This is a genomic window from Marichromatium sp. AB31, from assembly GCF_003718685.1.
Taxonomy (GTDB): Bacteria; Pseudomonadota; Gammaproteobacteria; order Chromatiales; family Chromatiaceae; genus Marichromatium; species Marichromatium gracile.
Genome location: NZ_RHFI01000008.1, coordinates 32641 through 46383, shown reverse-complemented (window position 1 = coordinate 46383; position 13743 = coordinate 32641). Strand labels below are relative to the sequence as shown.

Here is a 13743-nt window from a genome sequence, read left to right as displayed (position 1 = left end):
ACATTCTTTTCACACGAGCGGTTGCATCGGCGGGAGGATTACACGCAATGGAGGCACGAAGGATGTGCATGAGCGACGCTGCCGACCTGAACTCGGCGCTGGAACTCTGGAAGGAGCAGCTCGGAGCGCAGCGTGTTCTGGTCGGCGAGGCGGCCGAACGCAGGTACGGAGGCGACACCACCGGAACGCAGCGTCGGATCGCCGCTGCGCTGCTGGTCGAGGACGCCAGCCAGGTTGCCCCCCTGGTGAGCGTGGCCGCCCGCCACGGGCTCTCCCTGTATCCGATCAGCACGGGCAGGAACTGGGGGTATGGCGGCGCCCTGCCAGTTCGCGATGACTGCGTGATCGTCGATCTCGGCGCGCTGCGCCGGATTCTCGACTTCGATCCCGAGCTCGGCGTGGTCACCCTCGAGCCCGGGGTGACCCAGGCGCAGCTCGCCGAGTTTCTCGACCAGGGCGAGCACCCCTTCCTGGTGCCGGTGACCGGCGCCGGTCCACACTGCAGCCTGATCGGCAATGCGCTGGAACGTGGCTACGGCATCACCCCGCATATCGATCATTTCGGCGCGCTGACCGACCTCGAGGCGGTGCTCGCCGATGGCTCGATCTATCGCTCGATGCTCAGCGAGGCCGGTGGCGAGGGTCTGGCCCGGTTGTTTCGCTGGGGCATCGGTCCCTATACCAATGGGCTCTTCACCCAGAGCGGCTTTGGCATCGTCACCCGTGCCAGCATCGCGCTGGCGCGCCGCCCCGAACGGGTCGGCATCTTTCTCTTCAGCCTCAGGAACGAGGCGGCGCTCGAGTCGGCCATCATCCGCGTGCGCGATATCCTGCAGCGTCTGCCCGGGGTGGTCGGCGGGGTGAACCTGATGAATCGTCGCCGCGTGCTCGCCATGGCCGCGCCCTATCCGCAGTCGCGTCTCGACCGGCACGGGCTGATCCCCCAGGCGGTGATCGACGAACTCGGCGCCCAGTATCAGGTGCTGCCCTGGACCGGCTTCGGCACCCTCTACGGCTCGGCGGCGGTGATGGCCGCGGCGCGCCGCGAGATCCGTCGCGCGCTCTCTGGGGTCGGCGTGCGGCTGATCTTCCTCAGCCCGGAGCGCGCCGCGCAGCTTGCCCGGTTCGCACGCTGGCTGCCCGGCCGTATCGGTCGTGGTCTGGCCAGTACCGCCATGACCCTCGCCAGCTCGCTCGAACTGGTGGCCGGTCGTCCCAACCAGACGGCGCTGCCGCTGTGCTACTGGCGCAACCCGGCGGCGATGGGCGAGGGGATGCTCGATCCGGCGCGCGATGGTTGTGGTCTGCGCTGGTACTCGCCGCTGGTGCCGATGCGCCCGCGTCAGGTGCGCGAATATGTCGACATGGTCGAGCGCATCGGGTTGGAGCACGGCATCGAGCCCCTGATCACCCTCACCAGCCTCAACGACCGGGTGTTCGACAGCACGGTGCCGCTGATCTTCGCCCGTGACGAGAGCGGTGCCGGCCAGCGCGCCGCGCGCGCGTGTCATCGCGCGCTGGTGGCGGCCGGGCGCGAGATCGGTTGTTTTCCCTATCGCGTGGGGGTCGATGGCATGGGCGAGCTCGACAGCCTGCTCGATCACTCCAGGGACTTCGGGCGGCGGCTGCGCCAGGCCCTCGATCCCGACGGGGTGATCGCGCCTGGTCGTTACGAGGGGGGCTGATGCCGCACCTCGGGACGGACCCCTTCACCGATCAGGAGCCTGGCCGACGATGATGCAACAACGTATCCATCTCTTCGAACTCGAGGATCTGCCCTGGTTACCGGCCGCGATCCGCGACGGTATCACCGACTTCCTCGAGTTCGCGGTGCGGGTTCCCGACCTCTATCGTCCGGTGGCGCCGCGTCTCGAACGTGCCCTGAAGGAGAGCGGGGCGTCGACCATCCTCGACCTTTGCGCCGGCGGCGGCGGTCCCTGGATGCGGATGCTCGATCAGCTCGGTCCAGTTCGCGCCGGCGAGGTCCGCGTGTTGGTGAGCGATCTCTATCCCAATCGCACCGCCCTGGCGCGGCTGCGCGAGCAGGCCGGGGCGCGGGTCGAGGTGGTCGAGCGCTCGGTGAGCGCGATGGCGGTGCCGCGAGATCTCGAAGGCTTCCGCACCCTGTTCTCCGCCTTCCATCACTTTCGCCCGCGCGAGGCGCGGGCGATCCTCGCCGATGCCGTCGAGCAGGGGCGGGGGATCGCGGTGTTCGAGTCGACCCAGCGGCATCCGCTGCTGCTGCTCTATATGCTCTTCACCCCCCTGCTGGTGCTGCTTGCCACCCCCTTCATCCGTCCCTTTCGCTGGAGCCGGCTGTTCTGGACCTATCTGATCCCGGCGATCCCGCTGGCGGTGATGTTCGACGGTATCGTCTCCTGTCTGCGCACCTACAGCGTCGCCGAACTCGATGCGCTCACCCGTGGGCTCGAGCGCGAGGGTTATCGCTGGGAGCGTGGCGTGGCGCGGCTGGGACCCTTGCCGGTGGGGGTGACCTATCTCATCGGATTGCCGGGGCGCTGAGCGGGCACCGTCTCGGCTCCTGGTGTCTGTCGGTGATCGCGCCGGCAGTACACTCGTGCAACGAAGGTGAGGGCGTGTCGTGCTGGCCTCGGACGCCCCGCCTCGAGGCCATTTCGCAAGAGGATGATCGATGTCGCGTGCAACGAAAATGATCGAGCTGGTCGCAGTCTCCACCGCACTGACGCTGTTGAGCGGGGCTGCCCTGGCCACCCCCGCCGACCCCCTGCAGCGCGGCGCAGCCGCCCTCGACGAGGGTGAGCCGCGGGTGGCGGTGATCGAGCTGAAGAATGCCCTGCAGGCTGATCCGCGCAATGCCCGGGCCCGGGTCCTGCTCGGGCGCGCCCTGCTCGCTCAGGGGGATGTCAACGCCGCCGCCCAGGAGTTCGCGCGTGCACAGCGACTCGGCGCCGATGCCGCGCTGCTCCAGCCCTGGCTCGCCCGCGCCTGGCTGCGTCGTGGCGAGTTCGAGCAGTTGCGCGCGCTCGAGGTGACCCCGGAGCTGTCGCCCGCGCATCGTGCCGAGCTGCTCGCGCTGCGTGCCGAGGCCGAGCTGGCTGACGGCGAGTCGGGCGCGGCGCGGGCGACGCTCGAGCGTGCCGCTGCGCTGCAGCCCGATGCGCCCGCGGTACAGCTCGCCCTGGCCCGGGTCGAGGTCGCCGAGGGGGCGGTCGATGAGGCGCGTGCGCGGCTCGCGACCCTGCTCGAAAACGCCCCGGAGGCAACCCGGGCCTGGTCGCTGAGCGGTGAGCTGGCGCGCCAGGCGGGTGACATGGACGCGGCCGAGGCGGCCTTTTCGCAGGCCTTGGAAGACCCGTTGGAGCAGGCCCAGGCGCGTCTCAATCGGGCCTATGTGCGGATCCAGGATGGTCGACTCGATGCGGCCCAGGCCGATCTCGATCAACTGCGCCGCGCCGCGCCCGACAATCCGCTGGTCAAGTACGCGCAGGGCTTGCTGTTCTACAGCCGTGAGGACTATGCCGCCGCGATCGAGCAGCTGGATGCCGCGCTCGGTGCGCTGCCCGATTTCGCCCCGGCGCAGTCGTTGGCGGGGGCGACGCGACTGGCGCTGGGTGAGCCCGAACTCGCGCGCATCCATCTCGAGCGCGCCCGCTCGCTGCGCCCGGATGATGCGTCGACCCAGCGGCTGTTGGCGATGACCCTGTTGCAGCAGGGCGAGGCGGCCAAGGCCGAGCAGCTGGCGCGCGCGGTGCTCGAGCGTCAGCCCGAGGACCTCGCCACCATGGACCTGCTGGCAAGCGCTCTGCTGCAGCAGGGCCGGCGCGAGGAGAGCTTGCCCTATCTGCGTCGGGTCAAGGCGGAGCTGCCCGACTCCCCCGTGGCCAGCGCGCGGCTCGGTGCGGCGCTGCTCGCCGACCCCGGATCCGACGAGGGGGTGCTGGAGTTGCAGGCCGCGCTGGCGCAGGACCCCGATTTCCAGGGCGCGGCCGAGCAGTTGGTGATCGGTCGGTTGGCTCGCGGTGAATTCGACCAGGCACTGGCCGCGGCGCGTGACTATCGCGACCGTCACCCCGACTCGGCGCGCGCCCACACCCTGCTCGGGGTGGTCGAGCTGCGTCGCGAGGCGTCGCAGGCTGCGCGCGCGGCGTTCGAGCAGGCGCTGGCGCTGGATGCCTCGGACCTTGCCGCGACCACCGGACTGGCGACCCTGGCGCTCGCGCGTCAGGACCTTGCCGAGGCGCGGCGGCTGTTCGGCGAGAGTCTCGAGGCGCGTCCCGATGATCCGCGGGTGCTGATCGCCCTGGCCCGGATCGCACTGACCGAGGGCGAGACCGCACAGGCGCAGGCACTGCTCGAGCGGGCGGTGACGCACAACCCCGAGACACTGGCTCCCAGACTCTATCTGGCCGCCTATCTGTTGCGTCACGGTGAGCCCGGGCAGGCGCTCGAGATGCTCGATGCGGCGCGTGCGCGCTTTGCCGAGACCCCGGTGCTGCTCGGTCTGATCGCGGATGCGCAGCTCGTCCTCGCGCGTCACGGTGCCGCGCGCGATACCCTGATGCGTCTGGTCGAGCTGGCGCCCGCCGATCCCCGGGTGCGGGTCGCCCTGGCGACCAGTCTGGTGGGTCTGGACGAACTCCCCGCCGCGCGTGACCAGCTCGATCGTGCCCTGGTGATCGATCCCGAGTTCGCTCCGGCGCTTGCCTGGTCGGCACGGTTGGCGCTGGCCGAGGGTGAGTTCGAGCAGGCCGAGGCGCGGCTGGAGCAGCTGCGCCGGGTCCGTGGCGCGCTCGATGCCGATGTGCTGCTGATCCAGGGCCAGTTGGCGCAGCAGCGCGGTGATCTGTCGAGCGTCGCCGATGCCTTCACCGAGCTGCTCGAGGGCGCGAGCGAGGATCCTGCGCTCGGCCTCGACCCGCAGCGTCTCGACGCCGCCGAGCAGCTGGTGCTCGGTCAGGTGCGACGTGGTGACCTGGCCGCTGCGATCGATGCCGCGCGCGCACTCTGTGCGCGTGAACCCGATGCCGCGCGACCGCGTGCGCTGCTCGGGATGATCTATCTGCGCGCCGATCAGCGCGAGGCGGCGGCGACGGCCTTCGCCGAGGCGCTCGACCGCGACCCCGGCATGGCGATGGCGGTCGACGGGCTGGTCTCGCTCGATCTCGAGGGCGATGATCCGGACACCGCCGCGGGGCGTTATCGCAGTGCGCTGGAGTCGGCGCCCGGAGACGCCGAACTGCTGATCGGCCAGGCGCGGCTGGCACTGCTGCGTGAGGATCCGCAAGGCGCGCAGCAGGCCCTCGAGGCGGCGGTGGCGGCCAACCCCGAGCAGCTGCGTCCGCGGCTCTATCTGGCGGCCTACCAGCTGCAGCGTGGCCAGCCACAGGAGGCCCTCGACGTGCTTGGCACCGTGGCGGCGGCCCATGCCGATGCCCCCGATCTGCTCGGGCTGCGCGCCGAGGCCCAGCTTGCGCTGGGGCACAACGAGGACGCGCGTCAGAGCCTGGTGGAACTGGCCCGGCTGCAGCCGGGTGCGCCCGGGATATTGACCGCCCTGGCGACCGCCGAGGCGCGGCTGGGACGCATGGCGCTGGCCGAGGAGGCGCTGCGACGCGCCCTGGAGCAAGCGCCCGATTCGGTCGCCGCGCACGCCGGGCTGGTCCGGTTGGCGCTGGCCGAAGAGGACATGGTGTTGGCCGGTGAGCGACTCGAGTCACTGCGGGCAGTGGTCGGTGAGGCGCACCCCGAGGTGCTGCTGCTCGAGGGGTTGATCGCCGACGGACAGGGGGATGGCGTGGCTGCACTGGCCAGCTATCAGCGTCTGTTCGAGGTGGCGCCGAACTCGGTCAACCTGCTGCGGCTGGCGCGAGCGCAGCGCCAGGCCGATGATCCGGCGGCCGCTGTCGCGACCCTTGAGGGCTGGCTCGTGGAGCACCCCGAGGATGTCCGCATTCAGTTCAATCTGGCGCAGACACAGATGGAGGTCGGGGAGTTGTCACAGGCGATTGCCGCCTTCGAGCGCACCATCGAGATCGCGCCGGAACATGCCATCGCGCTCAACAACCTGGCCTGGTTGATCCGCGACCGGGATCGTGCGCGTGCCCTGGACTATGCACGCCGCGCCTATGCCGCGGCACCTGAGTCGGCAGACGTGGCCGACACCCTGGCCGTAGTGTTGTTCGAGGAGGGCGCGCTCGACGAGGCGAGACGGATCATCGACGAGGCCCAGGCGCTCGCGCCGAAGAGCGCGACGGTGCGCTTCCACAAGGCGCAGATCCTGGTCTCCCAGGGGCTCGACGATGAGGCCGGACGGTTGCTTGAGTCGACCCTCGCCGATGTCGCAGACTTCCCCGAGCGCACCGAGGCCGAGTCGTTGCTCGAGAGTCTCGATCGCTGAACTCCGCGCCCCGTTTCGTCCGAGCCGATCCGGGGCCCTCGTGCATCGGCCTCGCCCCATCCGGGGAGAGGCCTGACACCCGCTCCGTCGGACACGATCTGTCGGCCACTGCCGGCAGATCGTGTCGGTGCGCGTCAGGTCAGCGCCTGATGGCTGGTGTGGTGCTCCTTGTCATAGCGTTGCAGCAGACAGCGATAGACATTGACCAGAACCTCCTCTCTGAAGGTCGCCGGCGGGGTCAGGTCAGCGATCTCGCGCCGGTAATGATCGATGCGTGCGTCGAGATTCATTTCATCGATTGCAACGTCGTTATCGTTCTGATGCTTGTGCATGATTCGGCCTGCTTGTCGTGCGTGAAGTGGATGCGAGCGCGGGGACGGTCATTGCCGTTCCGTGCCGGCTGAGCGGCCCGCTCTAGGCAGCAAAATACGTGCCTTTCTGGTCTTCATGAGCGACATCCGTATCTGCCTGACTGCGAGGGCGTTGTCGAGCGCCCCAGTGGTGCCGCCATACGCGGCATGAGAACGGTTGTGCGCGAACGGGTCGTGGTGCAATGGGTCGTTCACCGTCTTCACATTGCTGCCGTGCGACGCGAGTGTCAGAATCTGACGACCTGTTGCCAATGCTGCCCGTCGTCTTGTTCTATCAGTCCTTGAGTGCGAGATGGGGGCTGGCGCGGCTGCTCGTACGCTACCGCAGATGCGTGTGTCAGGTGCGTCTTCTTTTCCGATATTCGTAGTTGCGGTCTGGCCCTTGTATTGCAATGTCGACTGCACGCAGACAGGGGTGATGCCGACATTTCGGGCAGTGCGCCGCCGTAGCCACTGCCACTGGCCACACCCCGTGATCTTTACCACGAAAAGCATCGCGCCGCCAGATCGATCAGAGGTCTTGAGCCATTATGTACGAGCATTTCTATGCCCTCGGGGCCGATCCGTTTCGCTTGAGCCCGGATCATCGTTTCTGTTTCACCCACAGGAACTACGCCCGTGCGCGCTCTTATATCGATTATGCGCTGCACCGTGGCGAGGGCTTCGTCATGATCACCGGTCGACCGGGGACAGGCAAGACCACGCTGATCAATGACCTGCTCGATCGTCTGCCGACACAGGAGGTGTCCGTCTCCATGTTGGTCAGCACCCAGCTGGCCGCCGAGGATCTGCTGCGGATGACCGCCCACGGTTTCGGGTTGAGTGCCGGCGCCCCGCGCAAGGCGGATGTGTTGCAGGGACTGATGGCGTTCCTCGAGCGCCAGCACCAGGCCGGGCGGCGTGCCCTGCTGATCATCGACGAGGCGCAGGACCTGGCTGCCTCGGCGCTCGAGGAGCTGCGGCTGCTGACCAATCTGCAGCGCCAGGGGCGTCCGCTGCTGCAGATCGTGTTGGTCGGTCAGGAGCGGCTGCGCGAGCTGGTCCAGGGGCCGGATATGGAGCAGGTCCATCAGCGTCTGGTTGCGGCCTGGCATCTCGAGCCGCTGGGACCGGTCGAAACCTTGGCCTATGTCCGCCACCGCTTGGAGAAGGGGGGGTGGCACGGTGATCCGGAGTTCGCGCCCGGGGTGCTGCGTACCGTCTTTGAGTTCAGCGGTGGGGTGCCGCGGCGGATCAACCTGATCTGCAGCCGGTTGCTGCTGCACGGCTTCATCGAGGAGCGCCGCCTGATCAGCGCCGAGGATGCCGAGGGGGTGCTCGATGAGTTGCAGCAGGAGTCGCTGACCGGCGCGTCACCGGAGATCGAGGTCGATTGGGACGCGCTCGACCAGGGATTGAGCGCGTCGCCCGACCTTGCTCCGGTGATCGCCGAGACGCCGCGGCCTGGGGAGGCTCCGCCGTCACAGATGTCTCCGCCACCGTTGGTCGATGACGCCCCGTCCGCAAGCCAGGCCGCCGAGCCGGTGTTCGAGCTCGACGAGGCGCTCGACGGCGAGGTGCCGCCATCCGATGACGAGTTCCCGTTGCGTGAGGCGGTGTTGCTGCCCGAGGAGCTCGATGAGCTCGTCACCGAGCCGGCGGTCGCCCCTGGACGGCGTCGCTCGCCCGCCCGCTGGGTCGTCGGCGGCAGTGTCCTGGCCGCCAGCTGTCTGCTCGGTGCCTTCTATCTGCTCCAGCCGCAGCAGACCGTCGAGTTGGGGCGAGCAACCTTCGCGTGGGTGGCGCGATCGCTGCACGAGCTGAGGGTCGAGGTGATGCCCCCCGCCGCCGACGATCGGGTCGCCGGCCTCTCGCCGGCCGATGAGCCGCCACCGGCCGCGCCCGAGGCGCTATCGCCTGTCGAGACGATGCCGGCTGCTGTGGTGGTTGAGTCCGGGCTGGTGGCCGAGGAGTCGTCTGTGGCGCCACGACCGGCGCCGATCGAGCCCGAGCCCGAGCCTAACGAGCCTCGCGCACGCGTCCAGTCTCGTCCTGCGGTCGCAGTGGCCGACGCAGTCGGGTCAAGTGTGACCGCCGCCGATCAGGCGCTGCCGGTGGGGCGAGCGACCGCGGATGGGTCCATGGCGGTCTCCACCGAGGTCAGCGATGAGCCTCCGGTGCTCAGGGTGGCCGATCTCCGCTCGGTGGCGCCGTCTCCGTCGACCGCTGCCGCCGCTGTATCGGCCGTTGACAGCTCCGCGGCGGTGCGCGAGGTGTCGCGTGGGCCCTGGCCGGAGCCGCTCCAGGTGGTGTTCGGGTGGAACAGCACCGAGGTCGAGGGGCGTTTCGCCGGGCGGCTCGATGTGCTGATCGAGGCGTATCGATCGCGTGATGATCTCGGCATCGAGATCATCGGTTATTCCGACGCCCTCGGCGATCCCGCCTACAATCTCGACCTGTCGCGGCGTCGTGCACAGGCGGTTGCCGATTATCTGGTCGCCGGCGGTCTCGCCCCTGATCGATTGCGGGTCGAGGGCCGAGGTCCGGTCGAACCGGAGGCGTTGGAGGGGCAGTCGGCCGAGGCGGCCGGGTCGCGCGGTCGCATGGTCGAGCTCACCCCCTATGCGCCGGAGAGGGTGGAGATGGATGAGGAGAACGGATGAGCGTGCCCACCATCAGCTATGCGGCGGCGCTGATCGCCTATCTGGTGCTGACCCTGCTGCTGGCCACTGCGTGGCGTGGGCGCCTGTTGGGGCTGTTTGCGCTGGTGGCGAGCATGGCCGGCGTCTGCTGGGCGGCGATCGTGTTGGCGATGACGCATGGTCTGCTGCCTGCGGGGCAGTGGTCGGCGGTGGCCGAGCTGATCCGCAGTGGTGCCTGGTTCATCTTCCTGTCGCGGGTGCTGGTGGCCGAGCACGATCCGAGTCAGCTGCGTTTCTGGGCGCAGGCACCGTGGTGGGTGATCAGCGGTGGCGCGCTGCTCACCCTGGGGGTGCCGTTGCTCGAGGTCCCGCTCGGCCTCGACGGCGCCCAGGTGATCAATGCGATGCTGCTCGGCTGGGTGCTGTGGTCGATCTTCGGTCTGGTATTGCTCGAGCAGATCTTCCGCAATCGCCGCCCCGAGCAGCGCTGGGGCATCAAGCACCTGTGTCTCGGGCTCGGGGCGGTGTTCGCCTTCGACCTGTACTTCTTCTCCGATGCCCTGTTGCTGCATCGGGTCGATCCCGTGCTGTGGCAGGCGCGCGGCCTAGTGCACGCCTTGGTGGTGCCGTTGGTCGCGGTCTCGGCGGCGCGTAATCCGAGCTGGTCGCTGGAGGTGCACGTCTCGCGTCACGCGGTGTTCCACTCCGCCACGCTGACCGCCGCCGGGCTCTATCTGCTGGCGATGGCCGCCGCCGGCTACTACATCCGCTATTTCGGCGGCGCCTGGGGGGCGGTGCTGCAGATCACCTTCCTGTTCGCGGCCCTGCTGTTTCTGCTGGCGGTGCTGTTCTCGGGGCAGCTGCGCGCGCGCCTACGGGTCCTGCTCAGCAAGCACTTCTTCAGCTTCAAGTACGACTATCGCGAGGAATGGCTGGGCTTCACCACGGCACTGTCGCGTCCCGGCGTGGCGTTGCCGGAGGCGGTGATCTCGGCGCTCGGCGGGATCGTCAACAGCCCGGGCGGGATGCTTTGGGTGAAAGGTGAGCACGGCGCGTTCGAGTTCTGTGCCCAGAGCCATTTGGGTGAGTCGCAGGCGCAGATCCTCGCTGCCGACGCGCCGATGATCACCTTCCTGGCGCGCAGCGGCTGGGTGGTCGATCTCGAGGAGTATCGCCGCCACCCGGAGCGCTACCAGGGCTTCTCGGCGCCGTCCTGGCTCGCGTCGCTGGCCGATGCCTGGTTGATCATCCCATTGCTGCATCGCGAGTCGCTGTGCGGCTTCGTGGTGCTGGCCCGCCCGGGAGGCGCCGGGGCGCTCAACTGGGAGGACCGCTCACTGTTGCGCACCGCGGGGCGTCAGGCGGCGACCCATGTCGCTCAGCACCTGGCCGACCAGGCGCTGATCAGGGCGCGTCAGTTCGAGGCGTTCAGCCAGCTCTCGGCCTATGTCGCTCATGACCTCAAGAACCTGCTCGCCCAGCAGTCCCTGCTGGTCTCCAATGCCGAGCGTCATCGCGACAATCCTGCCTTTTTCGATGATGTCATCCGTACCGTGCGCAGCTCGGTCGAGCGCATGACCCGGTTGATGGAGCAGTTGCGCGATGGTGTGCGCGGCGAGGCGCCGCAGCGACTGAGTCTGGCGCCCTTGCTGGAGGAGTTGGTGCGCGGGCGTGGCGGGCATGCCCCGGTGCCGGTGTTCGAGGCGCCGCAATCGTCGCCCTGTGTGTGTGCCGATCGCGAGCGTTTGCTGACTGTGTTCGGTCATTTGGTGCAAAATGCACAGGAAGCGACCACGCCGGAAGGGCTCGTGGTGGTTCGTCTGTTCGCAGAGGGCCGATTCGCGATCGTCGAGATCGAGGATGATGGCGTCGGCATGTCGCAGGAATTCGTCCGCGAGCGGCTGTTCAGGCCCTTCGACTCGACCAAGGGCTTGACCGGCATGGGGATCGGCGCATTCGAGAGCCGCGAGTTCATCCGGCTGCTCGGCGGTGATCTTTTGGTGTGTAGTCAGCCGGGGGAGGGTACGCTGTTTCGTGTATGCTTGCCGCTGGATGGCGAGTTACAGCAGGAGGAGCGCGTGCACGCCGGGCATCATGGAGTGGCCTCATGAAGGGCTCGGAGAAGTGTCTGTTGGTCGTCGAGGACGACCCAGGGCTGCAGAGCCAGCTGCGCTGGTGCTTTGATGGTTTCGAGGTGGTGCTCGCCGGTGATCGGCGTGAGGCGCTGGCGCAGTTGCGTCGCCACCGTCCCAGCGTGGTCACCCTGGACCTTGGCCTGCCGCCCGACCCCGGCGGGGTGAGCGAGGGGCTCGCGCTGCTCGAGGAGATCGTCGCGCTGGCCCCACAGACCAAGGTCGTGGTGGTCACCGGCAACGATGATCGCAGTCATGCGCTCAAGGCGATCAGCCTCGGGGCCTACGACTTCTATCTCAAGCCGATCGACGCCGAGACCCTCAACCTGGTGGTCGAGCGTGGCCATCGGCTGCATGCGCTCGAGACCGAGAATCTCCGCCTGCAGCACAGCCAGATGGACTCGCCGCTGCGCGGCATCATCGCCAGCAGCACGCCGATGCTCGAGGTCTGTCGTGCGGTCGAGAAGGTCGCGCCGACCGACGTCACCACCCTGATCCTCGGCGAGAGCGGGACCGGCAAGGAGCTGTTCGCCCGCGCCCTGCACGAGATGGGGCCGCGCGCCTCGGGCCGGCTGGTGGCGATCAACTGTGCCGCCATCCCCGAGAACCTGCTCGAGAGCGAACTGTTCGGCTACGAGAAGGGCGCCTTCACCGGCGCGGCCAAGCAGACCCGAGGCAAGATCGAGTACGCCGATGGCGGCACCCTGTTTCTCGACGAGATCGGCGACCTGTCGCAGCCGCTGCAGGCGAAGCTGCTGCGTTTTCTGCAGGAGCGGGTGATCGAGCGGGTCGGTGGTCGTCAGGAGATCCCCGTCGACCTGCGGGTGATCTGCGCGACCCATCGCGATCTGCGGGCACAGATCGCCGAGGGCAGTTTTCGCGAGGACCTTTTCTATCGGGTCAGCGAGGTGACCATCACCCTGCCGCCGCTGCGCGATCGCGAGGGTGATCTGCTGGTGCTGGCGCGCGCCTTTCTCGAGCGCTACAACCGTGAGTACGCCAAGACGGTGCGTGGTTTCACCAAGGATGCGCTGGCGGCGATGGAGACCTATGCGTGGTCGGGCAATGTGCGCGAACTCGAGAGTCGGGTCAGGCGGGCGGTGATCATGGCCGATGGGCAGCAGTTGACACCTGCCGATCTCGAGCTGGCGCCCGCCGGCGCCGAGCCGGTCCTGCCGCTGAACCTGCAGCAGGTCCGTGAACAGGCCGAGACTCGGGCGATCCGTCAGGCGCTTGCCCGGGTCGACGGCAATATCACTCAGGCTGCGCGGTTGCTGGGCGTGACCCGTCCGACCCTGTACGGCCTGCTCGATAAGTATGGGCTCAAGGAATGAGGTCGTTGCGACCTTCAGGCACTGTGATCGTGTTTACACGATTGGTGCTTGGTGCTTTGTCCTCGTGGTTTGCGCCACATCTATGCAACGCATGGCGGAGTACGGACGCGGCGCTCGGCGAAGATCATGAACAAGCCGCGCCCGGCCTCGCCGGGCGCGGTATCGGACCAGGGCTGGTCCCTGGAGCTTGGTTACAGGGGGAACACTGTTGAGCGCGTATCTTGGATCGATCGACGGCGCCTGGTCGCGGTTGTGCATGGGCGCGGCACTGGTGCTGCTGGCCGGTTGTTCTGGCTCCGGCAAGGACCTGCCGCCGGTCCCGCCGGAGCAGCGCGAGCTGGCGGTACAGCAGGGATACTTCTACGAGATCGCTCCGGGCGATTCGGTCAGCATCTTCGTCTGGGGCCTCAACGACCTCTCGGGAACGGTCCCCGTGCGCCCCGACGGCATGCTCACCACGCCGCTGATCGAGGACATGCCGGCGAGCGGCAAGACCCCGTCGCAGCTTGCCCGCGATCTCGAAAAGGAATATGCGGTCTATGTCCGCTCGCCGATCGTTACCGTGATCGTCAAGGGCTTCGTCGGACTGCCCTCGCAGCAGGTGCGGGTCATCGGCGAGGCGATGGCGCCAGCCGCGGTGCCGTTTCGCAAGCACATGACCCTGCTCGACCTGATGATCGCCGTCGGCGGACTGACCGATTTCGCCGCCGGCAACAAATCGGTGCTGGTGCGCTACTACGGTGGCGAGCGCCAGGAGTACTCGGTACGGCTGGATGATCTCATTCGCGATGGTGAAATCGCGGAGAACGTGAGCTTGCTCCCGGGCGATATCCTGATCATCCCCGAAGCTTGGTTCTGAAGCCGTGCAACAGCCCGGCGTGATGCAGGTTTAGACTGAAAGAGGAC

The 13743-nt window shown here is 68.1% G+C and carries 8 protein-coding genes; 7 read left to right on the top strand and 1 reads right to left on the bottom strand.

The genetic code is table 11. From position 1 onward, the window contains the following. The first annotated feature begins 68 nt into the window (after nt 1–68). From EBL84_RS07965 to prsT, 3 genes are all read left to right on the top strand, one after another. Nucleotides 69–1685: an FAD-binding oxidoreductase gene (locus EBL84_RS07965; RefSeq protein WP_123140332.1), complete on the top strand. Its 1617-nt coding sequence runs from the start codon at nt 69–71 to the stop codon at nt 1683–1685. 49 nt (nt 1686–1734) lie between these two features. After that, entirely contained in the window at nt 1735–2523 is a 789-nt protein-coding gene (locus EBL84_RS07960; protein ID WP_123140331.1) for a class I SAM-dependent methyltransferase, read from the top strand. A gap of 148 nt (nt 2524–2671) precedes the next feature. Next, complete coding sequence (gene prsT / locus EBL84_RS07955; RefSeq protein WP_190287912.1) at nt 2672–6379, top strand: XrtA/PEP-CTERM system TPR-repeat protein PrsT; 3708 nt, start codon at nt 2672–2674, stop codon at nt 6377–6379. A 134-nt stretch (nt 6380–6513) separates the two neighbouring features. On the opposite strand, the gene EBL84_RS16885 is transcribed toward prsT, so the two are convergent. Continuing rightward, nucleotides 6514–6711, bottom strand: coding sequence for a hypothetical protein (locus tag EBL84_RS16885; protein WP_132229879.1), 198 nt, complete (start codon nt 6709–6711; stop codon nt 6514–6516). Between the two features lie 569 nt (nt 6712–7280). Between EBL84_RS16885 and EBL84_RS07950 the strand changes: the two genes are divergently transcribed. The 4 genes from EBL84_RS07950 (at nt 7281) to EBL84_RS07935 (ending at nt 13696) form a co-directional block, all read left to right on the top strand. Next, the gene (locus EBL84_RS07950) at nt 7281–9392 is read left to right on the top strand and encodes an AAA family ATPase (RefSeq protein ID WP_123140329.1); all 2112 of its coding nucleotides are present in this window, start codon (nt 7281–7283) and stop codon (nt 9390–9392) included. Continuing rightward, nucleotides 9389–11482, top strand: coding sequence for an XrtA/PEP-CTERM system histidine kinase PrsK (prsK, locus tag EBL84_RS07945; protein WP_123140328.1), 2094 nt, complete (start codon nt 9389–9391; stop codon nt 11480–11482). Before EBL84_RS07950 ends, prsK begins: the two co-directional genes overlap by 4 nt. After that, nucleotides 11479–12837: a PEP-CTERM-box response regulator transcription factor gene (gene prsR, locus EBL84_RS07940; RefSeq protein ID WP_123140327.1), complete on the top strand. Its 1359-nt coding sequence runs from the start codon at nt 11479–11481 to the stop codon at nt 12835–12837. The genes prsK and prsR overlap by 4 nt, the downstream gene beginning before the upstream one ends. Nucleotides 12838–13093: 256 nt before the next feature. After that, a complete protein-coding gene (locus tag EBL84_RS07935) occupies nt 13094–13696 on the top strand; it encodes an XrtA/PEP-CTERM system exopolysaccharide export protein (RefSeq protein WP_062277964.1) in 603 nt (200 codons plus the stop codon). Nucleotides 13697–13743 lie beyond the last annotated feature (47 nt).